This is a genomic window from Planktothrix sp. FACHB-1365, from assembly GCF_014697575.1.
Classification (GTDB): domain Bacteria; phylum Cyanobacteriota; class Cyanobacteriia; order Cyanobacteriales; family Microcoleaceae; genus Planktothrix.
In genome coordinates, this window is sequence record NZ_JACJSC010000008.1 from 72,511 (window position 1) to 97,562 (window position 25,052).

General features: G+C 39.0%; 26 protein-coding genes. 15 read left to right on the forward strand and 11 right to left on the reverse strand.

The genetic code is table 11. The features are described 5' to 3' along the window. The first annotated feature begins 181 nt into the window (after positions 1-181). Both H6G57_RS12050 and H6G57_RS12055 read left to right on the forward strand, forming a co-directional pair. The gene (locus H6G57_RS12050) at positions 182-1,069 is read left to right on the forward strand and encodes a DUF928 domain-containing protein (RefSeq protein ID WP_190518865.1); all 888 of its coding nucleotides are present in this window, start codon (positions 182-184) and stop codon (positions 1,067-1,069) included. 210 nt (positions 1,070-1,279) lie between these two features. Continuing rightward, entirely contained in the window at positions 1,280-3,298 is a 2,019-nt protein-coding gene (locus H6G57_RS12055) for a ShlB/FhaC/HecB family hemolysin secretion/activation protein (protein WP_190518866.1), read from the forward strand. Between the two features lie 52 nt (positions 3,299-3,350). Here H6G57_RS12055 and H6G57_RS29005 read toward each other — a convergent pair whose 3' ends face one another. Then, positions 3,351-3,524 (reverse strand): type II toxin-antitoxin system HicA family toxin, encoded by a 174-nt coding sequence (locus tag H6G57_RS29005; protein ID WP_190519013.1) that lies wholly within the window; start codon positions 3,522-3,524, stop codon positions 3,351-3,353. A 764-nt stretch (positions 3,525-4,288) separates the two neighbouring features. Here H6G57_RS29005 and bchL point away from each other — a divergent pair. The 7 genes from bchL (at position 4,289) to H6G57_RS12095 (ending at position 11,805) form a co-directional block, all read left to right on the forward strand. Beyond that, on the forward strand, positions 4,289-5,155 hold the full coding sequence (bchL, locus tag H6G57_RS12065) for a ferredoxin:protochlorophyllide reductase (ATP-dependent) iron-sulfur ATP-binding protein (protein WP_072720732.1): 867 nt from the start codon (positions 4,289-4,291) through the stop codon (positions 5,153-5,155). A gap of 36 nt (positions 5,156-5,191) precedes the next feature. Then, positions 5,192-6,691, forward strand: coding sequence for a DUF5331 domain-containing protein (locus tag H6G57_RS12070; RefSeq protein ID WP_190518867.1), 1,500 nt, complete (start codon positions 5,192-5,194; stop codon positions 6,689-6,691). A 120-nt stretch (positions 6,692-6,811) separates the two neighbouring features. Then, a complete protein-coding gene (locus H6G57_RS12075; protein ID WP_190518868.1) occupies positions 6,812-8,218 on the forward strand; it encodes a ferredoxin:protochlorophyllide reductase (ATP-dependent) subunit N in 1,407 nt (468 codons plus the stop codon). Between the two features lie 106 nt (positions 8,219-8,324). Further along, positions 8,325-9,530: a DUF262 domain-containing protein gene (locus tag H6G57_RS12080; protein ID WP_190518869.1), complete on the forward strand. Its 1,206-nt coding sequence runs from the start codon at positions 8,325-8,327 to the stop codon at positions 9,528-9,530. Beyond that, on the forward strand, positions 9,527-10,639 hold the full coding sequence (locus tag H6G57_RS12085) for a DUF3696 domain-containing protein (RefSeq protein ID WP_190518870.1): 1,113 nt from the start codon (positions 9,527-9,529) through the stop codon (positions 10,637-10,639). Before H6G57_RS12080 ends, H6G57_RS12085 begins: the two co-directional genes overlap by 4 nt. Then, entirely contained in the window at positions 10,640-11,581 is a 942-nt protein-coding gene (locus tag H6G57_RS12090; RefSeq protein ID WP_190518871.1) for a hypothetical protein, read from the forward strand. Between the two features lie 41 nt (positions 11,582-11,622). Further along, positions 11,623-11,805, forward strand: coding sequence for a type II toxin-antitoxin system HicB family antitoxin (locus H6G57_RS12095; RefSeq protein WP_190518873.1), 183 nt, complete (start codon positions 11,623-11,625; stop codon positions 11,803-11,805). Between the two features lie 2 nt (positions 11,806-11,807). Here H6G57_RS12095 and H6G57_RS12100 read toward each other — a convergent pair whose 3' ends face one another. Both H6G57_RS12100 and H6G57_RS12105 read right to left on the reverse strand, forming a co-directional pair. Continuing rightward, positions 11,808-12,554: an SH3 domain-containing protein gene (locus H6G57_RS12100; RefSeq protein WP_190518875.1), complete on the reverse strand. Its 747-nt coding sequence runs from the start codon at positions 12,552-12,554 to the stop codon at positions 11,808-11,810. Between the two features lie 139 nt (positions 12,555-12,693). Further along, positions 12,694-13,704 carry a Gfo/Idh/MocA family protein gene (locus H6G57_RS12105; protein WP_190518877.1) on the reverse strand — a complete coding sequence of 337 codons (1,011 nt, stop codon included), beginning with the start codon at positions 13,702-13,704 and terminating at the stop codon, positions 12,694-12,696. 338 nt (positions 13,705-14,042) lie between these two features. On the opposite strand from H6G57_RS12105, the gene H6G57_RS12110 reads away from it, so the two are divergent. Further along, positions 14,043-14,333, forward strand: coding sequence for a ferredoxin (locus H6G57_RS12110; protein ID WP_072716819.1), 291 nt, complete (start codon positions 14,043-14,045; stop codon positions 14,331-14,333). A 414-nt stretch (positions 14,334-14,747) separates the two neighbouring features. After that, a complete protein-coding gene (locus H6G57_RS12115; RefSeq protein WP_072716820.1) occupies positions 14,748-15,044 on the forward strand; it encodes a ferredoxin in 297 nt (98 codons plus the stop codon). A gap of 66 nt (positions 15,045-15,110) precedes the next feature. Here the strand turns inward: H6G57_RS12115 and H6G57_RS12120 are convergent, their stop codons facing one another. Further along, complete coding sequence (locus H6G57_RS12120; RefSeq protein ID WP_190518879.1) at positions 15,111-16,742, reverse strand: SpoIID/LytB domain-containing protein; 1,632 nt, start codon at positions 16,740-16,742, stop codon at positions 15,111-15,113. A gap of 639 nt (positions 16,743-17,381) precedes the next feature. After that, positions 17,382-17,534 carry a hypothetical protein gene (locus tag H6G57_RS28775; protein WP_206756691.1) on the reverse strand — a complete coding sequence of 51 codons (153 nt, stop codon included), beginning with the start codon at positions 17,532-17,534 and terminating at the stop codon, positions 17,382-17,384. Between the two features lie 150 nt (positions 17,535-17,684). Here H6G57_RS28775 and H6G57_RS12125 point away from each other — a divergent pair, with 150 nt between their 5' ends. The 3 genes from H6G57_RS12125 to H6G57_RS12135 all read left to right on the forward strand — a co-directional run bounded on the left by H6G57_RS12125 (position 17,685) and on the right by H6G57_RS12135 (position 18,814). Beyond that, positions 17,685-18,017 (forward strand): type II toxin-antitoxin system PrlF family antitoxin, encoded by a 333-nt coding sequence (locus H6G57_RS12125; protein WP_026786336.1) that lies wholly within the window; start codon positions 17,685-17,687, stop codon positions 18,015-18,017. Positions 18,018-18,019: 2 nt separating this feature from the next. Further along, complete coding sequence (locus H6G57_RS12130; RefSeq protein WP_190518881.1) at positions 18,020-18,478, forward strand: type II toxin-antitoxin system YhaV family toxin; 459 nt, start codon at positions 18,020-18,022, stop codon at positions 18,476-18,478. Positions 18,479-18,586: 108 nt separating this feature from the next. Beyond that, positions 18,587-18,814, forward strand: a complete 228-nt coding sequence (locus tag H6G57_RS12135) for a hypothetical protein (RefSeq protein ID WP_026786334.1) — start codon at positions 18,587-18,589, stop codon at positions 18,812-18,814. A gap of 97 nt (positions 18,815-18,911) precedes the next feature. Here H6G57_RS12135 and H6G57_RS12140 read toward each other — a convergent pair whose 3' ends face one another. The 3 genes from H6G57_RS12140 to rppA all read right to left on the reverse strand — a co-directional run bounded on the left by H6G57_RS12140 (position 18,912) and on the right by rppA (position 21,808). Then, a complete protein-coding gene (locus H6G57_RS12140; RefSeq protein ID WP_190518883.1) occupies positions 18,912-19,496 on the reverse strand; it encodes a hypothetical protein in 585 nt (194 codons plus the stop codon). A 132-nt stretch (positions 19,497-19,628) separates the two neighbouring features. Continuing rightward, on the reverse strand, positions 19,629-21,110 hold the full coding sequence (gene rppB / locus H6G57_RS12145; RefSeq protein WP_190518885.1) for a two-component system sensor histidine kinase RppB: 1,482 nt from the start codon (positions 21,108-21,110) through the stop codon (positions 19,629-19,631). Then, positions 21,107-21,808 (reverse strand): two-component system response regulator RppA, encoded by a 702-nt coding sequence (gene rppA, locus H6G57_RS12150; protein ID WP_190518887.1) that lies wholly within the window; start codon positions 21,806-21,808, stop codon positions 21,107-21,109. The genes rppB and rppA overlap by 4 nt, the downstream gene beginning before the upstream one ends. A gap of 60 nt (positions 21,809-21,868) precedes the next feature. Between rppA and H6G57_RS12155 the strand changes: the two genes are divergently transcribed. Continuing rightward, a complete protein-coding gene (locus H6G57_RS12155; RefSeq protein WP_190518889.1) occupies positions 21,869-22,771 on the forward strand; it encodes a vitamin K epoxide reductase family protein in 903 nt (300 codons plus the stop codon). A 106-nt stretch (positions 22,772-22,877) separates the two neighbouring features. Here H6G57_RS12155 and H6G57_RS12160 read toward each other — a convergent pair whose 3' ends face one another. The 3 genes from H6G57_RS12160 to H6G57_RS12170 form a co-directional block, all read right to left on the reverse strand. Further along, on the reverse strand, positions 22,878-23,912 hold the full coding sequence (locus H6G57_RS12160) for a hemerythrin domain-containing protein (RefSeq protein ID WP_190518890.1): 1,035 nt from the start codon (positions 23,910-23,912) through the stop codon (positions 22,878-22,880). Between the two features lie 263 nt (positions 23,913-24,175). Continuing rightward, the gene (locus H6G57_RS12165; RefSeq protein ID WP_190518892.1) at positions 24,176-24,373 is read right to left on the reverse strand and encodes a ChaB family protein; all 198 of its coding nucleotides are present in this window, start codon (positions 24,371-24,373) and stop codon (positions 24,176-24,178) included. A 34-nt stretch (positions 24,374-24,407) separates the two neighbouring features. Next, the gene (locus tag H6G57_RS12170) at positions 24,408-24,770 is read right to left on the reverse strand and encodes a hypothetical protein (protein ID WP_190518894.1); all 363 of its coding nucleotides are present in this window, start codon (positions 24,768-24,770) and stop codon (positions 24,408-24,410) included. Positions 24,771-25,052 lie beyond the last annotated feature (282 nt).

The following is a 25,052-nucleotide window of genomic DNA, read 5'->3' on the forward strand; positions in this document are numbered from 1 at the left end:
GTGCGTGTATGAGGTCAAACTTCAGATTAACCATCGGAAACAAAACCAAGCCTTTCCTCAAATCCGATTTCACCTCAAACATTTAAGATTAAGCACAGATTTTGACAACTTTCGCAGGAACATTGGATACAATAGTTCTGTCAAGAAATGCTACTCTGCTAATCGGTGAGCTTCATTGATTATGGCTAGGCCAATGTTTTTCCTCCACCGTGCAACACTTGGACTAACGTTACTGTTGCAAATCATTTTGGGCAATAGTTTAATTGTACCCATCGCCCATTCAGCATCTTTACCTCCTATTGAGGGAGATGGACAGCAGGGAATCACTCGCCGACAGGGGGACAGGGCTCAGAACTCTGAACCCTCCTCGCCCACGGGTAATTCACCCTTTACGAATTGGAATGCCTTTACCCCACCCCAACGGGGTGTACCGGGGCGTCGGGAAGGGGGTGGAACTCGGGGTGGAGATTGTCCCAGTCCAGTGACTGCCTTAATTCCAGAGTCTACAATGGGGCGCACCGCGTCGAAGCAACCTGCCTTTTTTCTTTATATTCCAGGGACACTCGATCAAAAGGTAACTGAATTTGAAATTACTGATGAAACCGATAAAACCCTCTATAAAACCACCTTTTCCCTCAATATTGATCGCCCTGGAATTGTGGGAATTCAATGGTCTCCTAACTCTAAATTTATTACTTTAGAAGACAATAAAAATTATCGCTGGTATCTGACTATTAAATGTGATGTCAGTGATTCTTCAAAAGATATTCTTGTAAGTGGATGGATTAATTCAGCCACTTTAACGAATGAGCAAAAACGTCAATTAGAAGAAACTCAAGATCCCTTAGAAAAGCTTAAAATCTATGTTCAACAGGGGCTTTGGTATGAAACAATGGCAACTTTAGCTACCTTACGATTGGAACAATCCAGAGATGTAGTGATTAAAAATCAATGGAATCAACTCTTACAATCTATTGGTTTTGATCCGGCTTTAAAAGAAACTCAAAATGAAAAAAATAAAGCTCAGACAATTCTTGATGCGCCTATTTTAAAAATTCAAATCAATTAATTCAGACTCTCTTTAAAAACCGGGATTTTGACTCTAATTTTAGAGAGAAAAATTCAGATATTTTTTCAGAAGCCCGATTTTTGGGGGATTGTGTGTATTAATCCCGACCGTATTAAGTTTTACTCCTATTCACTTTTGCCTGTTTTCTAATCTAAACTAGACTAACCTAGTTAGCCACCAACTCCATCGTTCACCAAAAGTAGGCATTTTATGGGTAGGAGTGAAAATCTGATTCATTTTCGTCAGTGTGGAGTGATTTTAACCAGTACCCTATTGCTGGTTTTATCCCTATTTTCTCGTCAAGGTCTTTCTCAAAATTCTTCAGTGTTAACCTCGGTTTCAGAGGAAACCCCAGATTCTCTAACAACCGATAACCAGATCATATCGGTTAAATCAACTGCATTCCTTCGCCCTTCAACCCTGACTTTCTCTGAACTCGCTTATGTCCCTCCACTTCCTCCGTTAAAACCCTTAAATTGGGGAGAAGTCTCAACACAAAGTGATCATTCTCGTTCCTTTGCTACGACTGGGGAGTTGTGCGATCGCCAAAATTGTCCGACTTTGGCCCAAGGCGGATCAATTAATATTCCGCCCCAAGTTCCCCAACCCGATCCCAACAAAGATCGATTTTTACCACGACCTCCCATTCCGCCTAAACCGGAACCCCCCAATAACCCAGAGTTACAACCCACTCCCACTCCTAGCCCAACGCCGAACCCACCCACAGATGAAACCCCCATTCCCGTTCAAAAAATTAACGTTACAGGGAGCACAATTCTCACTTCAGAGGAAATTCAAACCTTAGTTACCCCCCTAGAAAATCGTTCTGTGACTCTGACGGAACTGCGGGAACTCGCCGATAAAATTACAGCGATTTATTTAGAACGAGGTTACATTACCTCTAGGGCTATTGTTCCTGAACAAACCATTAACAATGGCATTGTTGAGATTCAGGTGATTGAAGGAACCTTAGAAAATATTGAAGTTGAAGGAATCAAACGCCTCCATCCCTCTTATATCACCAGTCGCATTCGTTTAGGTGCGGAAAAACCCCTCAGTACCGCCGCCTTAGAAGATCAATTGCGACTGTTACGGATTAATCCCTTATTTGAAAGCGTAGAAGCCAGTTTAAGGGCGGGAACCCAAGAAGGCCAAAGTATTCTAATTGTTCGAGTTGTGGAAGCACCGCCTTTCGGGGTGAGTCTGAATATTGATAACTATTCCCCCCCCAGCATTGGTTCTGAGCGTATGGGAATTAGTGTGCGTCATCTTAACCTAACAGGTCGGGGAGACTTTCTGGGACTATCCTACAATACGACTCGCTTAATTGCGGATGGTGAATCAGATATTATCGACGCTTTGTATAGTATTCCCATCAACCCCATGAACGGAACGATACAATTGCGAGTCCAACCTTACCAAAACCGCATTATTCAAGATCCGTTTGATGCGTTGAATATTGAAGGAAAATCTCAACGTTATGAAATTAGTTATCGTCAGCCGATTATTCGTAACCCTATCACCGAATTTGCGTTATCCTTTGGTTTTGCCTATCAAGATAGTCAAACCCTTTTAGATAATAACGGAGAACCTTTTGCATCCGGGCCAGATAGTAACGGGTATACGCGCACCAGTGTTTTGAAGTTTGGACAAGATTATGTAATTCGAGATACGGAAGGGGCTTGGGCTTTGCGATCGCAATTTAACCTGGGTTTAGATATTCTCGGCGCTACGGATGTGAGTACACCCAATGCTTCCTTTTTGAGTTGGTTAGGTCAAGTCCAACGAGTACAACGACTAGGGGAAGATAATCTATTAATTGCTCAAGGAGATATTCAACTATCGGCTGATCCGTTATTTCCTTCCCAACAATTTGTGATTGGAGGAGCTTTATCTTTAAGAGGATATCGTCAAAATGTCCGGGCTGGGGATAATGGCTTTCGGATTTCCCTCGAAGATCGAATTACCCTGGATCGAAATCAAGACTCTGAACCTGTGTTTCAACTGGCGCCCTTTATTGATTTTGGTGGGGTTTGGAACAATGACAGAAATCCCAACCGCATTATTGGTAAAACCTTTTTAGCAGGTGCAGGATTAGGTGTAATTTGGGAACCCGTTTCAGGGTTAAATCTCCGCCTTGATTATGGTCTTCCCCTCATTGGTATCAATGATCGAGGCAATAATATTCAAGATGATGGAATTTATTTTAGTGTTATTTATACCCCTTAATCCCCGTAGGGGCGGGGTTTCCCCAGCCTAACTCAGCTATCAGATGATTAAGCTATTTTCTCAATTGATTAAATTCTGCTTCACTAATTCCCATTTGCTTCAAAATTTGGGACAATAGCCAACCACCTATTTCAGTATTCCCATGAATTGGGATTGTTGTTGCTCGTCCATCTGGATGTTGCCAACGAGCATGACTTCCTTTGGGCTCTCCTGTACTTAGGGTGATAACGCACGCTTATAATCCCGTCCTGTAAAGCTTTCCAGCCTTCATGATGGGAAAAAATTGTATCATAAAATACTTTTTACACCCTGCATTCGGGAGAGCCAACCTGAGCCAGTTTTATTGGCTCAGATTTTGGCAAGGATTAGCTGTCTGGGTCGTGTTCATCAGACTCCGGTTTCTTCTACTCCTTCCTAAAATTGGCGAAGGTATTGTTCAAGAAACCGGGTTTTTGATCCTCTGGTGATCTGATAATTTTGCAAAAATTAACATTTAACGGGGTGAGTTTTGATCCAGGGGTTTTTGATGGTTTTTCCTGAAAATAATCCGTACAATTGCTTAGTGTTTTTTTGAAAAAATTCCTCAATTACACCCGAAAGATTTAATATTCATCAAAATTTTACCCAAGGAAACCCTTGGTTAAGACTCCTAACCCTCTTGGATCTGGGGTGATCATTGGGGGTAACTTTTTTACCGTTGCAGACACTTCTATTTTATTTTTTTGCTTATTGTAACTATTTTTATAAAAATAGTTGTATAAAATAAAAAATATTTTTCAAATAAAGCTTGAACCTGATTCTGAGTTGATTAAATTAAAATAATTTTTTAATAAACGATAAAGCTTGATTTTATAGCTCAATCCATTAAACTTGCCCCTTTATTTTCTGGGGTAGTTATGCCAATAATGGCTGTATCGAACCAGAAAACCCACTGCTCCAGCAGTCAACCGTCAACAGTTTTTAATAAAAACCGATTAAGGAGAAGCCAGCGTGAAATTAGCAGTCTACGGTAAAGGCGGAATTGGTAAATCAACCACAAGCTGTAATATCTCAGCCGCTTTAGCCAAACGAGGTAAAAAAGTCCTGCAAATTGGCTGCGATCCCAAACACGACAGCACCTTTACCCTCACAGGATTTTTAATCCCCACGATTATTGATACCTTGCAAGAAAAAGACTTTCATTACGAAGATATTTGGCCAGAAGACGTGATTTATAAAGGCTATGGGGGTGTCGATTGCGTAGAAGCAGGTGGCCCTCCAGCAGGTGCAGGATGTGGCGGTTACGTTGTGGGAGAAACCGTCAAACTCCTCAAAGAACTCAACGCCTTTGACGAATACGATGTAATTCTGTTTGACGTCTTAGGGGACGTGGTTTGTGGTGGGTTTGCTGCCCCTCTCAACTATGCCGACTATTGCGTCATTGTCACCGATAATGGCTTTGATGCCCTATTTGCTGCCAACCGCATCGCTGCCTCAGTCCGCGAAAAATCCCGTACCCACCCTTTACGATTAGCAGGATTAATCGGAAATCGCACCTCCAAACGGGATTTGATTGAAAAATATATTGAATCCGTTCCCATGCCTGTTTTAGAGGTATTACCCTTAATCGAGGACATTCGGGTGTCCCGCGTTAAAGGAAAAACCTTATTTGAGATGGCCGAAAGTGATCCATCCCTCAACTACGTTTGTGATTATTATCTGAATATTGCCGATCAACTGCTGTCACAACCCGAAGGAGTAGTTCCTCAAGACGCGCCAGATCGGGATTTATTCACCTTGTTATCAGATTTTTATCTAAATCCGACTCAACCCCTTGTTCAAAGTCAGGAAGATGAGCTAGACCTGATGATGGTTTAATATGTCTAGCTATCTCAGGATGAGGATATAGAGGTTATGGCTTTCTTCAAAGACTTTACCACCGCGCTTAAAGATAAGTGGTTGCAATATTACCAAGCCAATCGAGAGTGGCTGGTACTGCAAATGGATTTGAATTCAATACCGACCCCCGATGGGGGTCGAAGACCCGCCTCCTCCCTCATTTTGGGAACGATCAACGCGCTTGACCCAGAGGCAGCCCAACTCATGTTGCCCTTTTCTAAACTCAATCCAGATCCTGAAAAACTGATTGATGTTTTAGGGCTGAATTTTGATCCCGATATAGCGTTGGACATTAGGCCTACCCCAGGAGAATCTCCAACGGTAGTTGTTCCAACGCCAACTCCGGTTCCTCCGGCCCCTCCAGAGACACTGAATTTAGAGGAGGAAGTGACTCTGGTAGAACAACCCAATATAGCGGGTGCTGCCGTGGCCGTTGCCAGTGCTGCCGCTGTTGTTGGAGGGGCTGCGGTGATTGCCGATACCCTGGATGACTCCGATGAACTCGAGCTTGATACCGAAGAAGAAATCACCATCGATGAGATGGGCCTGGATGATTCCGGCATGGATGATGATTTCGGAATGGATGATCTGGATGCAGAGGCAATGGAGGACACTGATGTCGATGGGGATCTGGATTTAGATATCGACACAGAGACGGCTAGCGTAGCCGAGGAAGACTTTGATCTAGGGTTGGAGGATGAATCAGAAGCCGTCGGTGCTGATGACCTAGACATGGGCTTAGATTCCGATGAGATGGGTGCTGATGACCTGGACATGGGTTTAGACTCCGATGAGATGGGTGCTGATGACCTAGACATGGGCTTAGATTCCGATGAGATGGGTGCTGATGACCTAGACATGGGTTTAGATTCCGATGAGATGGGTGCTGATGACCTAGACATGGGTTTAGATTCCGATGAGATGGGTGCTGATGACCTGGACATGGGTTTAGACTCCGATGAGATGACATCCGATGATTTCGATTTGAGCTTAGATTCGCAAACGGAATCGGCTGAATTAGACATTGATACCGAATCTGATGTCTGGGACGACAACGTTAATACGGAACTGGGTGAAGACACGGAGACAAGCGATGATATCGATTTTGGTTTGGAATCCTCCGATGATCTGGGTTCAGATGGAATGGACGATCTCAGCTTAGAGTCGGAAGTTTTAGCCGCAGATGACTTGGATGGAGAAATCAGCCTAGAAGCTGACGACCTTGGTTCTGATGATTTAGGAGGGTTGGAATTAGAAGATACAGATTCAAGTCTGGATGATGATTTGGGTGATTTAGGATTGGAAGATAACTCTTCCGATGGCCTGGATCTCGATACCGGAGATAATTTAGACGATTTAGGATTAGGGGATGATGATTTTTCATCCGATGATTTAGGGGATTTTAATCTCGACGATATGGGTGATTTAACAACTGGAGATATGGACGATATTGATATCGACGGATTAACCGGTTCTTCAGATGATGACGAAATTTCCCTGTCGGATTTTAAATAATTTCCCGGTTTAGTTTCCCTAATTCTTAATCGAGATTAGACTTTGAATCCGCAGGATTTTAAGTCATGGATAGTCTTGTCAAATTTTGATTCACTAACATTCGATTAAGAGGAAAAAATTATGACCGTTGCTCAACCACAACCGGAAGGGTTAACCTTTGAGTGTGAAACTGGAAATTATCACACCTTTTGTCCGATTAGTTGTGTCGCTTGGTTATACCAAAAAATTGAAGATAGTTTCTTTTTGGTAATTGGCACAAAAACCTGTGGCTATTTCCTGCAAAATGCAATGGGGGTGATGATTTTTGCTGAACCCCGGTATGCCATGGCGGAATTAGAAGAAGGGGATATTTCTGCTAAACTCAATGATTATGATGAATTAAAGCGGTTGTGTTTACAAATTAAACGAGATCGCAATCCCAGTGTAATTGTTTGGATCGGCACTTGCACCACTGAAATTATTAAAATGGATTTGGAAGGATTAGCGCCGAAATTAGAAGCAGAACTGGGAATTCCGATTGTGATTGCACGGGCTAATGGCTTAGATTATGCTTTTACTCAAGGGGAAGATACGGTATTAGCCGCAATGGCAGCCCGTTGTCCTAATAAAGCTCCAGTGGCAGAAACAGAAAAACATGAACGGAATGCCATTCAAAAGTTATTGCATTTTGGCAAGAAAAAAGAAGATGTGGTTCAAGAAGAATCGGAATATGCTGACCATCCACCCTTAGTTTTATTTGGGTCTTTACCTGATCCCGTTGTGACGAATTTAACCTTAGAATTAAAGAAACAAGGGATTAAAGTTTCGGGGTGGTTACCTGCCAAACGTTATACAGAATTACCTGTGTTAGAAGAAGGGTATTATGTGGCTGGAGTTAACCCATTTTTATCTCGGACGGCTACCACTTTAATGCGGCGTCGTAAGTGTAAATTAATTGGTGCACCATTCCCCATTGGCCCCGATGGAACCCGTACTTGGATTGAAAAAATCTGTTCTGTTTTTAATATTCAACCCAAAGGTTTAGAGGAACGAGAAGCGCAAATTTGGGCAGGTTTGGAAGATTATATCCAGTTAATTCGGGGTAAATCGGTATTTTTCATGGGGGATAATTTATTAGAGGTTTCCTTAGCAAGATTTTTAATTCGGTGCGGGATGACCTGCCCAGAAATTGGCATTCCTTACATGGATAAACGCTATCAAGAAGCGGAGTTAAAACTGTTAGAAAAAACCTGTCAGGAGATGGGTGTTCCGTTACCGAGAATTGTAGAAAAACCGGATAATTACAATCAAATTCAACGAATTTATGAGTTAAAACCCGATTTAGTAATCACCGGAATGGCTCACGCCAACCCCTTAGAAGCACGGGGTATTAATACGAAATGGTCAGTAGAGTTTACCTTTGCTCAAACTCACGGGTTCACCAATGCACGGGATATTCTGGAGTTAGTCACTCGTCCGTTACGTCGGAATAACAGTCTCAAGGATTTAGGTTGGGATAAGTTAGTTAAGGAAGACGCGAAGGTTTAATTGCTTTAGACAATGGATTAGTATAATAAAAAGGGTGATCGAATGCGATCGCCCTTTTTGTTGTTTATAATAAAAATATTCATATCCTTAAAAAAATAGATCAATTATGACAAATTCTCCAAATGAAAAACTAAAATTGAATAATGAAAAGGATGGTATTCAAGATGAGACAGATATTGATTTAGAAGATTTTGATGATGACAATATAATTGAAGCAGATGATGAAGGAATTAATGAACCATTTGATCCAACTAAAATTAGAGTTGATACTCGACCAATGACCATCGACCTTATGCTCAACCGAATTAAACATGGAGAGCTTGAACTTTCACCTGATTTTCAGCGTAAAGAAGTTTGGACTGATGTTGCTAAAAGTAAATTGATTGAGTCTATTCTGATTCGTATTCCTTTACCTGCTTTTTATATTGATGCTACTAATGAAGATAAATGGATAGTTATAGACGGATTACAACGATTAACAGCACTAAAACAATTTATCCTAGAACCTGATTCTAATGATAATCAATTAGGGAAAAATAAATTAAAGTTAACTAAGCTAGATTATCTAAAAGATCTTGAATGCAAAACTTATGATGAACTTCCTCGTAAATATCAGCGTCGTATCCTTGAAACTCAGTTACTATTATATGTGATTGAAGAAGGTACACCTACTGAAGTTAAGTACAGTATATTTAGACGAATTAATACGGGTGGAGTTCCTCTATCACCCCAAGAACTTCGCAACGCACTTAATCAAGGAAAAGCCACTAAATTATTAGCTAAATTAACGGCAATAGACGAGTTTAAAAAAGTTACAAAACTCGATCAATCTAAAAGGCAACAAAGAATGATTGATCAGGAGTTTGTCTTGGGATTTTTAGCCTATACACTCAATAATTATTATGATTTTCCTAAATCAAAAAGTAGAGATGAATTTTTTCATAAAACAATGGAGAAGATTAATAAAACTTTATCAGAGAATCAGATCAAGGAGATCGAATTTAATTTTAAACGTGCGATGGTTGCAGCTTATGATATTTTTGGAGAAGGAGCTTTTCGGAAAAAACCTAAAAGTGGTTCTAAGCATAACCCCATTAACCAGGCTTTATTTGAAGTTTGGTCTGTCAGTCTCAGTCAACTTAGTAACTTGGATTTAGAAAAACTTAAAGAAAGAAAAGAAATTTTAATCAATCAATTTATTAATCTAGTAGAAAATGATTCTGAGTTTTTTAGATCAATTTCTCAAGCTGCTGAAAAAGTAACAGTTAGGTTTAGTAAAGTAGAACAATTAATTCAAGAGGTACTAGGATGATTCATTCCCTAAAGTTGGAAAATTTTAAATGTTTTCAAGAACAATCACTTCAGTTTAAATCTTTGACGCTACTTTCGGGTCTGAATAGCACTGGTAAATCGTCTGTGTTACAGTCCTTACTACTTTTACGCCAATCTTATCAACAAGATTTATTACCCGAAAAAGGATTAGCATTGAATGGAGATTTAGTATGTATAGGTACAGCCAAAGATGCTTTATTCGAGGATGCAGAAGAAGATGCAATTGGTTTTACAATTACCTGGAATAATGAACTTCAAGGAAAGTGGCATTTTAATTATAATGAAGTTGCAGATGTTCTCGATTTAACTTCATCTGAAGTGACTTCTGAAATTTATCAATCCAATCTGTTTAATGACAATTTTCACTATCTACAAGCTGAACGTATTGGCCCTCGTGCCTATTTAGAAATGTCAGACTTTCAGGTGCAAATACATAAGCAAATTGGTACTAGAGGCGAATATACAGCACATTTTTTAGCTCTCTATAAGTCTGATTCTATTCCTAATAGTGTGCTTAGTCATCCATCTGAACAATCATCAAAACTAGGATTTCAGGTTCAAGCATGGATGGGAGAAGTTAGCCCTGGAACACAAATTACAATTAATAATAATCCACAACTAGATTTAATTAATTTACAATATTCTTATGACCTGAGTAATCAACGTCGTGCTACTAACGTAGGTTTTGGAATTAGTTATGTTTTACCAATTCTTGTAGCTATATTATCCTCCAAACCGGGTACATTAATATTAATAGAAAACCCTGAAGCTCATCTTCATCCTAAAGGACAAGCAAAAATGGGTGAATTATTAGCTTTAGCGGCAAGTTGTGGGGTTCAAATTGTTATAGAAACCCATAGTGATCATATTGTCAATGGGGTTCGCCTTGCTGTTCATGATGGTAAAATTAAACCAGAAGATTTTCAGTTACACTATTTTCAACGACAAGATAAAAATGGAGCATTTATGACAGAAGTAATATCTCCAAGAATTGATCGTAATGGCAGTTTCGATGAATGGCCAGATGGCTTTCTCGATCAGTGGGAACAAAGTTTAATTGCTTTACTTAAACCCAGGAGTGTGTCATAGATGAATCTGGAAATGGTATTAAATGAACTATCCCTGAAAAATCGTGCTGATAGTATTCAGGAAGCTCAAGAATGGATCTTAAATTTAGTAAATACCGCACTACTAGCGATTGATATTTCTGGTATGACTAAGGGGGTACTTCGCGCTGATCAAAATTCATATACAAGTTTAATAGCCGATAATTATTCTATACTAAATTGGTGTGCTGATAAAAGCGTAGACCCCACTAAAAGAGTTTTTCTTCTCAGTTCTATTAAAATCCCTTTTGAAGCTGAAATCAATAATCCAGACATTCAATCAAAACAATTAAGTTCAGAGTTTTTTTATGAAGAAGAATCCTCTAAAGGTCTGGGATGGGCTTTTCTTCTGGATACACTTGCTGTTAGTTTACCTTCTGATGGAAGATGGAAAAATAGCCATTTAAAATTAGTAGTTGAAGAATTAGATGATAGTGACAATCTGATTTCAACAACTGTTGATGTTATTCATGCTAGTCAAATTAGTCATGTTATTGGTCACACTACTTGGTTACAAAAACGTCTTGAATTAAGTGTAAGTAGTAGCGAAGAGCTTTGGGAACGTAAAGATGAGTTATTCCCTCATCTAAAATTTTGTGATCACGTTGAGCAACAAATCAAAACTCTTTTAGTGGGTGATCCAATGTTTAAACAAGTTAAGAAGAAGTTATTTGAGCTTGAAGAAGCTGCTAACAATTGGAAAGAAGGTTTTTTTGATTACGATAATCTTCCAAGTAAAGCGTCTCCAGAAAGTGAATCTAGGTTAAATAAATTTGAGAAAGAACTGACTTTTAGGTGTCCTGATCATACAAAAAAAACTTTTACTTTGCACCTTAGAATGACACCTGGTGATTGGAGGCTCTATTTTTTTCCTTCTAAACTTGGACAAATCCTTATTGGATATATTGGGCGTAAAATACAGTAATAATTAATTTAGCCAAATAACTTTATTTAAGCGGTTAAGAAATGATCCAAGAATTTAATGTACTTATTGAGAAAGATTCAGATGGTTATTTTGTGGCATCAGTTCCTACTTTAAAAGGTTGTCACACACAAGCAAAATCTTTAGATGAGCTTAGGTCACGAATTCAAGCAGCAATAGAACTTTGCTTAGAATTTGATAACACTGAACATGAACTCTTAATTTAAGATTACTCAACTTTAACTAAAAATTCATATTCAAACCCTTTATAATTAGAATCTAGTTGTAACGTATATTCTCCGGTTAGGAGAAGTTTATTAGAAAAAACTTTTGTATCGGGTGTAATACCCAGATTATCTGTTAATAATTCACCATTGGGACTCATTACCATTGGGAAGACAGATTTATAATTTTCAATCGTTAAAGTTTGACCTGCGATCGCTGTAATTTTATAATTGTGACTTCCGCCGCCAATAATTTTTCCCTGAACTAACGCTGCATTTCCACCGGGTAAAAACTCAATATTTTTTTCCACTATCGAACAACTGCTCTCGGTGCGACTTTTTGCAATCCATCCACTCACAGGATTATTAATTTTAAACCATCCGTTTTTTTCTTCAATTACAAAAACAAAAGTATTATTATTCAATTGACCAACAATATTACCCTCTGTTACTTCTGGTGTTGAACGAACGTTCAATGGTGCATCCGGGTCTTTGACAACGGCTGTGCTAATTTTGCAACCCTCCACAGGGGGTTTAATAATAGCAATCGGAGGTGTTTCCGATGGTGGTGATGTGTTGGGAACGGATGCGGGAACGGAGGTAATGGGGGGTTCAGAAGGTCGAGGAGACTCGGTTTGAGGGGTTGGGGACGATTTCGATGAGGGAGACTGAACCGTCATCACAGCAATTGTGACTCCAGCAATTACCCCAGCTACACCTGCTATAATCAGTTGGCTAGGTTTAATGGACATATCGGTTAACCTCGTTTGTAGCGAATAGCGATCGCATAATCCTTAAGGAATATCTCTGATAGAATAGCTAAAATTACGGATTTTAATGTGATTTTTGAGGATATCCCGATCAATTTCAGCTTCTAACAGAGAAAATCTTCTAGGGATTTAGATTGTATTTTTGCCGGGATAAACTCGACTGTCGGGCCGCCTCAGCCACTTTTAGACTATATAAACTGGCTTCTGGCGTTATATAAAGGGGAGTTCCTTGGTAGAGACAATCTAAAACCATTTGGGTATCTTTAACAAATAATCCTCGACGAGAAGCAACTTCAAGGGTTTGAATGGTATCGTTTTGAATCAGTTGGCCCTTTTCGGGAGTAAAAATTAATGTTCCCTGTTCTCCATAGAGGGTAAACGTATTCTCCGACTGCCAAAAAACCTCCCCTTTACCATAAACCGATTCTCCCAGGATGCCATTATTAAAGGTTAACTGGGTATGACATAAACAAGCTTTGTAGAGATCGGGTTCAATTTCCCAATATTGATTTTGACAGTTAACACTGGCTACGGTTCCAAATAAATCTGTAAACCGATGCAAACGGGATAAAGCTCCACTCAGGGGAAACCCAAATAAAGACGGTTGATATGTCCATTTCCGAGAGGCTGGATGTTGGGGGTTAAACGTGACATAGCGAACATAAAACACTTGACCAATAGCCGCTAGGGACGCTTTGATGGCGTTGTGCAGTCCCCCCAAAAGTTCAATATGTTCAACATGGAGGAGTTTATTTTTCTCTTGGGCGAGGGTAATTAAAGATTCTGCTTCCTGGGGATCTAAACTCAGGGGATATTCGACAACGACGTGTTTACCGTGTTCTAAAGCGTGACGAGCGATCTGGCCATGATCTCGATTAATCGTACAAATCACGACCAAATCAATATCCGGTCGTTGGACTAAATCTGTCCAAGATGCTGATACCGTCACATCAAATTCTTGACTGAAAGCAATCGTTGAAGCGGAAGTATAACCCGAAATGGCCACAAGTTGCGATCGCTCATCGGCTTTTAAAGCTGTTGCTCGCATTTTCGCTGCATATCCTGTCCCAACAATACCCACTCCTAGGGGTTGAGAAACCTTACCCCAAGATAAATCTAAAGATTGACTCATGATCACCAACTCCTGATCTCAAATATTCATCCGACTTAATACCCTACACCCACTTAACCAGCAACTAAAACCCCATCTGTCCCATTCTCCCCTGATTTCTCTACACCTGCCCTTCTCCCTGGGACACAGAGACTAGATATAAGTAATCAAGATGTAATTAGAAAAATTTATAATAAATCCCTTTCAAAAGGTCGCTTAACAAGGTTTTACATTCTTCACTTTTTCTTCTAATATCGAGAGGTAAAATAAATCGGCGATGCAAACGAAGGCTAATTAACGCTTTTGATTTGCATAAGTGATTTTTATAGTTTTGTCGAAATTCACGAGAGGATCACTACATGGCTACTTACAAAGTTACTCTGAAAACTCCAGATGGCGACCGCGAGATTCAAGTCCCCGAAGATGAAATCATTTTAGATATTGCAGAAGACGAAGGAATAGATCTGCCCTATTCTTGTCGTGCTGGCGCTTGCTCCACCTGTGCAGGTAAGATTGTCTCTGGTACAGTTGATCAATCTGATCAGTCTTTCTTAGATGATGACCAAATTGAAGAAGGATGGGTTTTAACCTGTGTTGCTAAACCGACTTCTGATTGCACGATCCTGACTCACCAAGAAGGTGAAATGTAATCCTTGGGTTAGGGTTCAGAGTTTAAGGTTGATCCATCTGACTCAACATTAAGCTTTGATCTCCTAATGGGCAAAGGACTTCAATGAATTGAAAGGCTGAAGTCAAGGTCTAGGGAAGAAAAATTGAGAGTTTGGACTGCCACTGACCTAGCTTCATGCCTTTCTCACAGCCTTGAATTGAGATAATTCCAAGGTCAAGCATACAAGGGTGAAATATAAGCAATTAAGATATAATTAGAAAAGTTTATAATAAATCCCATTCAAATTTAGCTTAACAAGGTTTTACATCTTTCACTTTTTCTCTTAATATCAAAAGGGGAAAAAAATCTGTAATGCAAACAAAAGCCCACTCACGCTTTTGTTAAGCATAAACGATTTTTCTAATATTCTTGAAATTCACGAGAGGAACACTACATGGCTACTGTTTATAAAGTCACACTGAAAACGCCAGAAGGCGATCAGACCATTGAAGTCCCCGATGATGAGTACATTTTAGAAGCCGCAGAAGAACAGGGGCTAGAACTGCCGTCTTCTTGCCGTGCGGGTGCTTGTTCAACCTGTGCAGGTAAGATCGAATCAGGTACAGTTGACCAATCTGATCAGTCTTTCTTAGATGATGACCAAATCAAAGCAGGATATGTTTTAACCTGCGTTGCTTACCCCACTTCTGATTGCGTCATCGAAACTCACAAAGAAGACGATTTATATTAATGATGAGTTTTTGATTCCAAGTTCAGCGTTGAAAGATATCTTTCAACGTTGAACTTGGAGTTTTTGTTATTGTCCCAACTGCATCGCAGTATTAAACGGTTGTAGTTGGGTTCCAGGGAAGTAAAAGTTTAAAATTTTCTCGCTTGACCATCCCAATTTAGCCAAGTGATAGGAGCCCGTTTGACTCATACCCACCCCATGTCCATAACCACCCCCAACAAAAACATAGCCTTTTAAGGTTTTGTTGGGATTAAAAACGGGATCAATATAAAATAACGTACTAATCGGGGGTAAAAAAGCACTTTGGATTTCATCTTTGGAAATTTCTAACACCCCTTGATCCGTCGTTACCGTCATTTTCAAAACTCGTCCCGTTGGCGATCGCTCTACAATCTCAACCTTTTGAATATTCTTAAAATTAGAATTAGGCAAATTGCGGCGTTTCAAGTAAAGACGCAAATGGGCTGCCATTGATTCTAACGTTGTTTCTTCTCGCCAACGAAAGTCATATTCTCCGGTTTCATTAAATCCCTTTTGCAAATTCATAAACCGTCGAAAATTTTGTTCTGATGCTAAATTTTGTTGAGATAAATCCCAAATTTTATTCGGAGCATCAATTACGCCTTTTAAATAAGGTCGCGGTTCCCCATTCCAAATATCATTATAATTGGCTGTAACTCCCCCACTGGTGGAAAAATAAACCGCATCCGTCAATTGATTGTTATAGGTTAAAACTAAACCGTTTGTAACATTAATCGCTTGATCCGTACTGGGATAAACTTCTGTTAACCCTTTATACACTTGACAGTCCGTATTAGCACAGAGATGATAATTATCTGCTTCAAATCGTCGCAGATTTCGTAACGCATAGGTTCGCGCTAAAACCGCTTGGGCTTCGATCGACGCATCGGGGGGCCAAGCTCCAATTTCATGAGGCACGACACCCCGTAAATAAGTCTCTAAGGGCACGTTATTAACCAGGGTGTAGGTTCCATAAGCATCCGGTTGCAGTTGTAAACTTCCCCCATAAACCAAAGGTTGGGGATCATTCGGTTTTTGACTCACTTGAATCACATTCTGGGGGGTTGTAATCTCCAGTTGATTACGGTTGTAGCGATATCCTGCGGCTGTCCAATAGGGGGTACGTTTTTGGGTAAGCACTTGAGTTTCTAACCGAGGAATTTTATGGCCTTGGGCTTGTAAACTATCGATTAACCAACGTCGCAGCAGGGGGGTATTATAGATGCTACGTTTCGCCCAAACTTGCCAGCGATCCGGTTGAGCTAATTCTACTTCTAAACCGAGCGATCGCCATTTTTGAGCGTCTTCTTCAGCATTTTCATAGCTGCGGTGGGTACTCAAAACCACCCTTTCCTCAACTTCCGGTTCAGGAAGGGGTTCAACGCCGATTTTCAGAATCACCGTCTCCGTATGCAGTTCTTTGTTTCCTTGGGGCGTTTGAAACTCTAGGGTTAAGTGATCTCCGGGTTGAGCTTTGAGAATGAGTTGATCCGTGGGTTTTTGCCCAAAGTGTTGCACCACCCCTATTTTGAGGGGGATGTTCATGTCTTTGGGTTCCCGTTCTTGGGCGACGGTTAGCTTGGGAGAAAAAACGAGTAAAGAAAAGAAAATTAAGCTGGAAACGGTAAATTTTGCTGACTGAGTGCTTGTCCGAGATAAAAGTTTTGAAGTTCTCATTGATGTTGGGAAAATTAAAACAATCTGGTATTGAGTCTTGAGTCGTTCAAGTTGATGACTATGGTAGCAGGTCAGTTCGTTGTTCGGGGAAAGGATGAGGGTTGATTTAGGAATAAGCTGAGAATTGAGTCAGTTTTATTCAAAGTTGAAATTTTTCCATTTACGATCAGGAGTTTTTACTTCAAAAAATAATTCTATACTGTCTCGTTCTTGTTGATTACAATCACTTCTCAGTCGCTGCATGAAAGCATCGCTTATCCTTTTATTTGCCTGTTTAACCATACTGTGCATTCGTTTTGCCAATTCATAAATAAAATTGTTCTTGAAAATTATATTTTTTCCTGCAAAATCATTTAACCTTTGTACTTTTTGTGCATCTGGCTTAGTGAGAGTTGCAGCAGTATGAACAATTGAATGCCTTAATTGCCAAAAGCATTCTAAATCTTTTTTATCGTTATTTGAAAAAAAAAATCAGTTTTAAATCCGAATGATTTCATATATCTATTGACTATTTCAGGATTGTGCCAATCTTTCAACGTATCAGCTAATATAATTCCCGTTGTAACTGCACTTTCTCCTCTATATCCGAGTAAATGAATTGACTTAATTTCTAATATTCCCTATTTAAAACCTAAGCTATTAAAAGTTGTTTTTACAATATTCAATAGAGTCTTTTGCACTGACACAGAACGTCAGAAATGCGCTTGCAGGGCAATTAATATATTCATCATGTGTTGGATGACCTACAACTGTATCAGAATTTGGGAATAAATATTCTTCTACTTCAAACATACTATATCTCTTGTGTCTGGGTATATAGATTTATTATATTACAGCTTATAGACTGAATCATTATTAAGTCTCAATCATGTCAATCTTGACAAGACAATGTAATTGCATTACCTTAGAAATACAGTTTAATCCATCGGTTTAGAGGTCGCTATGACTGTAAAACCCGCCCCATGCTCAGAATCTACTCTCACAGATCGTTATCAGACTACAATTCCTGAGCCGATTCGCAAAGCTCTGGGCTTGAATAAACGTGATAAAATTTGCTACACCCTCCAGTCTGACGGTCAAGTCGTCATTTCTCGTACTGACACAACAGAAAATGATCCAATACTTGGAGAATTTCTGAATTTTCTAGCACAAGATATTAAAAACAATCCTCAGCACTTAGAAACACTTAGCTCTGATTTAGTCAACCGTGTTCAGTCGTTGGTTTCTGATGTTGATCTGGATCTGGATGCACCACTTTTGGATGAGGATGAGTAAGTGTGTTTGTCAATCAACCGCTTGTCATTAATGGGTGGAATCTATTTGCTCATCCTCTATTTCTTAACCAGTTTGAAGAACTTCTGACCCAGGTTGAACAGTTGCGCCAGAAGTATCCTCAAGACTACAAAAAGAAAAACGCTACAAAGCGTCTAGCAGCGATCGCAAAGTTAGCATTTGATACTATTCCTCAAGATCCAACCCGTAGCGAGTATCGTCAAGGGAGTACCCTTGGAGATGATTACAAACACTGGTTTAGAGCAAAATTTTTTCAACAATATCGGTTGTTCTTTCGATTTCATCAAGAAAGCAAAATAATTGTCTACGCTTGGGTTAACGATGAAAACTCTAAACGAGCTTACGATAGTAATACAGACGCTTATCGAGTTTTTAAGAAAATGCTTGACAGTGGCTATCCTCCTGATAATTGGGATGATTTACTCAAAGAGGCAACTAGCTAGCGAAACGAATCGTTTGGAGAAAGCAGCTAACATAGAGATTTAGTAAGGTGGAAATATAAAGGCAAATATGGATTAAAAATCTGATGCTGAACCTCTTTAGAAATATTAATGCCATTATCAGCGATCGCAATTTCCAACCAATGGTTTAAAGCGGTGGTAGCTCTCAGAAAGAAATTGATTTCTTTTGGAAAATTATTCATTGCTAACCCTGATTTACCTGAACGTTTGGCAACAGATGCTGCTTTTAATACTCCTGATTTTGCAACGTTTTACGGCAAAGGAGATCAGAATTTAGAGAAAGGTTACACCGATTATCTATTTTTAACGGCGAGTTAGCAAGGGGAATTATAAGACCAATTCTGTTAAAATCCGGTAATCCTTGACCCTTCAAGATCAAAGACACCGGATCAAATCAATATTAAGCAATTAACGATTAATTACTAGGGGTTTGTTGCTGCCATCCCATCCAGCGAGGATAACCCTTTTCATCCCGTAATTGTAAGGTTTGATTTCCTTTTTTAATTTCTCCGACCATTAAAGTTTGTTGTCCTCCCCAATTCACTCGCGTTCCCGTAACTTCTAGGGTATCATTGGGTTGAATTTGAAAGTTTTGTTGATCTAAATACCACACTGGCCCAACATGAAGTCCGAGGGTTTCTGTATTCGTTTTAATCAGTAAATACATCCCGTGAGGCATTCGATTTCCACGATTTCCGCCTTGTATTTCTGTAACGGTTCCTTGAATTGTTTCTACACGACTCGGATCATACATCGAACGGGAATATTGACCTTTTGCACCGGAAGCATTTCCCCGCCAACCTTGACCCATCATGGGATGATTTTGCCCCATAAGTTGCTGACAAGGGGGATAAAAATTATTTCCATTATTAGGGATAGGTTGGGGAGAATTTGGGTTAGACTGAGCAAATAAAGGATGGGAATAACCCAGAGAAATCAACGCAATACCTGTGGCGATCGCAAATCCTTTAATCTGAGTATGAGATCGGTTAATTTTCATGATCTATTTCCTCTGATCAATTTAACATTTCTATTAATAGTTCTAGTATAAAGTCTCCAGTTACTGGAGAGTCTAGATCAAGTTTAGAAAACTTTAGAAAAAATAGCAAATGTTTATAATCTAACCAGAAAATTATCCTGATGCTTTCCCCTTAGAATAAGAGACAAGGGGTGCAGTTGGCTTCAAAGGTAATCGAATGGTAAAGGTACTACCGATTCCGGGTTGACTTTCTACCTCAATACTACCACGATGCGCTTGAACAATGGCTTGAACAATGGCTAATCCTAAGCCTGATCCTCCGGTTTTGCGAGAGCGATCGCTATGTACCCGATAAAATCGATCAAATATTCGAGATTGTTCGGTTAAAGGAATACCAATTCCTGTATCTTTGACTTGAATAATAGCTTGTTGATGACTAGAATTTAAACTTAAAATAATCTCACCGCCAGGGGGAGTATATTGAATTGCATTAATGGCTAAATTAAAAATAACTCGATAGAGTTGTTCTTCATTTCCTAGAATATAAACGGGTTGTTTTTCTCGGATATCTGTAGTTACAAATAATTCAGAATTTAATACTATTACAGCGATCTCTTCTTCAAGATCACTGATTAAATCATTTAAACAGCATAATTTTTTAGGCAGAGGTAAAGCATCTTGATCCATACGAGATAATAATAATAAATCCTTGACTAATTGGGAAAGTCTATAATTTTGCCTGTCTACAATTTTTAACGTTTCTTTGGCTTCAATTTCGGTCAAAGGTTCGAGTTTTATTGTGGATTCTACAGTAGCACGAATGGCGGCTAAAGGTGTTCTTAATTCGTGGGCTGCATCGGCGGTAAATTGTTGAATTTGTTGGTAAGAATAATAAATGGGTTGCATGGCAATTCCGGCTAATTTCCAACTCGCAAACCCTACTAATATTAACGCTAAAGGTAAACCGATGACTACAATTAAGGTTACAACATTCATATATTGATCAAAATCTTGTAGCGATCGCCCTAATTGTAAAATTCCCCAATTTTGTTGAGTTCGAGTGTGTAAAATTAAAGAATATTGACGATAGCGAATTCCTTGTTTATCCGTAAAGGTTTGCCAAATTTCTCCTTGATAACGAGGAAATAAATCACGATGATGGGTTCCGGTAAATGCTACTAATTTCCCTGAATTATTAAATAAACGAATTAAATAATAATTACTATGATAGGGTGCTAACCGATGAAACTCTTTGCCCTTTTCATTAAGAATAGGTAAGCAATTAACTTCTAAGTTTGGATTAGTTAAAATATTGTTTTTATTAGATTTATTGTTGGGATAGTGAGTAAAAACAAACCGAATATCATCAGTTTTTTTAGAATCTATAAAACATAAATCAGGAATAATTCTTAACACATCGGGTTCTAACTGTCCGGGTTGTTTTAAAACCGTTTCTAAACTATCATGTAATGCGCCAGCAACGGATTCTATTTCTCGATCTAAGGTAATCCAATGGGCATGGGCGATCGCTTCATAAACCCCTAAACCACAAATACTAAGAATCACTCCCATCACCCCAGCATAGTAACAAGTGAAGCGTAATTTTGTCCGTTTAAACAGTGAGTTTTGATTCATGAATTATTATCTATTAAAAAACGATATCCTAAACCATAAACCGTTTCAATCAAATGATCACAACCAATTTCCGAAAGTTTCCGTCTGAGTAAGCGAATTTGAGCCGCTACAACATTACTTTCCGGTTCAGATCCGATTTCCCAAAGTTGAGCCAAAAGTTGATCGCGGTTAACAATTTGGTTCGGATGTCGCATAAAATAATCTAACAGTTGAAATTCTTTATTGGTTAAACTAATTGTTAAAGGATAATTAGGATTTTTTTGATCAGAAAATGTATAAAATTGATAATCTAATATAAAATGATTTAATTGTAATTTTTGGGGTTGAAGTTGGGGAGAGCGCCTTTGTAAAGCGCGTAAACGAGCTAATAATTCTCCCATGCCAAAAGGCTTTACTAAATAATCATCTGCCCCGGCATCTAACCCCATAATTTTATCCGCTTCCGTATCTTTTGCGGTTAAAATTAAAATCGGAATAAAACTACCTTGGTGTCGAAGTTTTTGACACAATTCAATTCCCGATAACCCCGGTAATAACCAATCAAAAATTGCTAAAGTGTATTGTGTCCATTGATTTTCCAAATAACCCCAAGCTTCTCTGCCATCCTGAACCCAATCTACAACGTAGGCTTTTTGGGTTAATATTCGTTTAATGGCTTTCCCTAAATCGGGTTCATCTTCCACTAATAAAATTCTCATGGGTTACAATCCCTAAAAGGATATAAAATTTTTTTCAGTATAACCCACAAGAATAGTGTTATGATTCGCCGACGTTCAACCCCTTGGATTCAGCAAAAATCAAGATTTATCATTGCTAGTCTCGCTACCGTTGGTGCAGTGATTACTGCCTATTTAACCCTTGTTAAACTGACCGGGGGAACAGCGGCTTGCCCGATCACAGGTTGTGATAAAGTTCTGTCAAGTCCCTATGCGGTTGTCTTTGGTTTACCTCTAGCTTTGTTTGGATTTTTAGCGTATACAATCATGGCTGGGATGGCTGTTTCGCCTTGGTTAATTAACCCAGAAACCCACAAAAGTTTAAGAACAAAAACCGAAGATTGGACATGGCTGTTGATATTTGCTCAAGCGTCCGCCATGATGGTTTTCAGTGGCTATCTCATGTATTTAATGGCATTTGTCATTAAATCTTTGTGTATTTATTGTATTGCCTCTGCTGTTTGTTCAATCAGTTTATTCATTTTAGCTTTATTAGGTCGAGATTGGGAAGATCGAGGTCAACTCTTTTTTATTACCGTTGTTGTGGGAATGATCACGTTAATTGGAACCTTAGCGGTTTATTCCCCCATTAATAGCCCTCGTGTTGAAAAAAATCCCTTTAATATCACAACAATTTCTAACCCGGCAAATATCGAACTAGCTCAATATTTAACGCAGTCTGGAGCTAAAATGTATGGAGCATTTTGGTGTGCTCACTGTCATGAACAGAAAGAATTATTTGGCAAACAAGCTGTGGAGAAACTGTCTTATATTGAATGTGAAGAAGGCGGAAAAGATCCTCAACCTGATGTGTGTAAAGCCAAAAATATTCAAGGCTATCCGACCTGGGAAGTTAAGGGCCAGATGTATTCAGGAGTCCAAAGTTTAGAAAAGTTAGCAGAGGTTTCAGGATATCCTGGAACTCGTGATTTTGGTTCGCGTTAATAGACATAAAATAGAGACGTGCCAAGCGCGTCTCTACAAGAACCTATTGTGTGAAAATGCGAGTTAAATGAGATGAAAATTCTGAATAGCGTGGGATTTTAAGCGTTTATTTTTGAGAAGCCATTTGAGTTTGCAGTTGTTTTTTAGCGTCTTTGAACTGAGTCGCTAACTGTTCTTGTTCACTGGTCGAGAAATTTTTCCGAATCACCGCAAAGACATCATTTTCTTCTTCACGAGTATGGTGGTTAACCATATCTTTGACTTGCTTAATTTTATCTTTGAACAGTGCAGAACTCGGACTCAGAGATTTCAGTTCTTCTAAAACCCCTTTCAATTCAGCTTGTTCATTATACAGATTTTGAGTATCATCATAGAAAGAACGAACTTTAGGATAAAGGATTTGTTCTTCAGCTTCGGAATGGACACTTAAATCTTTGTATAATTGTCCGAAATATTCTTGAATTTTTTGAGAATCATTGCAATTTTCAATTTCAGCAATTAACGTTTTAGCCTTCTGATGATCCATCCGAATTACATCTTGAATATTCATATCGGACTTATCAGAACTTTGGGTAACAGCACTTCCCATCACCCCAGATAAGGCTGCGATCGCATCTTGAACCCGTCCCCAAATGCTTTGATCAGGAGCTTGACCCGTTAATTCTTGGGTTCCTAAATATTCTAAAATTCCTTTGAGTTTTTCTTGATGAGCGCGGTTTTCAAAGTTAACTGTATTTAAAGGTGTAATAGCAGCTTCCACATCAGCACCGACCACTTGAGCCGCTTTATGAACCAATAAACCAGACATGACTTGTTCATGCTTCAGCAGTTCATGTTGAGCCACTTTTTCATAGAAAGTTAAGTCAGATTTATTCATCATCTCTTTGGCGAGATCAATCATTTTCGTGGCTTGTTCTTTCGGTTGAGATTGAATGCCATATTGGGTAATAACCGTATCAATGATGCCAATATTTTTGTGGTCATCATCTAACATTTCTTGGAATTGTTGACGAATTTCAGGGACATTACACTCCCGAACAAACATCTGTTCAGTTTCGATCAGAAGTTGTTGCACGGTTTTCATGGTCGCCAGTTTTTGACCAATTGCTTCGCGTTTTGCATCCGTTAAAGTCGTTACCATGTTGTGTTCTCCAAACTTCTAAATTTCATTTTCATAGATTCTAATTTTGCATAGAAAAAACAGGAATTCCTCATCCATAAGACAGATCTACTGTTAAAGCCTTTACAAATAAATCGTTCAGTTTGTCCAAGAAAATTGTTCAGTTTGCAATCTACAATAAGTTGTAATTGATATTAAATTAATTAAGGCGGGTTGCGATAAGGCTCACCCACCCAACAAAACTTGATGATGCTTTAATTTATGATAAAAAACCGAAAAAATCCTTATTTTTCATGCCAATTTCCGTCTTCTCCTTTGTCATAATTCCGTTTAACAGCACTCCAAGCAACGCGAAAAGCAATTTCTTCTTGATGATATTCATCTAAGGCGTGATTAAAGGCAGCCCGAAAAATTTCTTGAGCGTGCTCTGGTAAATGGGATTTGACAGAATCCGGTAACTCTTCTAAATTTTGATAGGGCATAAATCCCCCTTCAACTTGTTAAAATTAACAGAATTTACCACCAAATTCGATTTCCATTTTCATCCATCCTCGCCTGACGAATTACATCAGAAATCTCTTCCGCATCTCTAACATGATGAAGAGCTTTTCTTTCCCCATCGGGATATTCAACCATAAAATAAGTCGGAACAACAATATGATCTCCGGTAATATCTGGAGCATCTACCGCAACTTGTTTCGCTTTTTCTGCTAAGGTTTTAGAGTTATCAATCCGGTCTCCAGGGTTAGCCGTGAGTGTTTTGCCATTTTTTTCTAACTCTTCCTTTTGCCAACGTTTTTGTTGAGGATCAACTTCCTGGGGACTCATCGGTTGTTCAAATTCTTTTAAATTCGCTCTAGGTTCAGAATCACGATTCATTTTAAATCTCCTGATTTTAAGGCTTTTTTAACTATTTATACTTTAATCAATTCAAGATCTAACCTTCATCTTTCGTGGGGAATAACCTATACAAGTTCTACAATTACTGTTATAAAGTTGAGGCTGATTTTTCCTATTTTAATTCATAATAAACTATCTAATTATATGAAATCCCATTATGAACGCTACAGATGATCCCCCCAACCCCCCTGTAGAGACGTTGCATGCAACGTCTCTACAGGGGGATTTGTAGCCAACATTTAGGGATTTCATATTATTTCC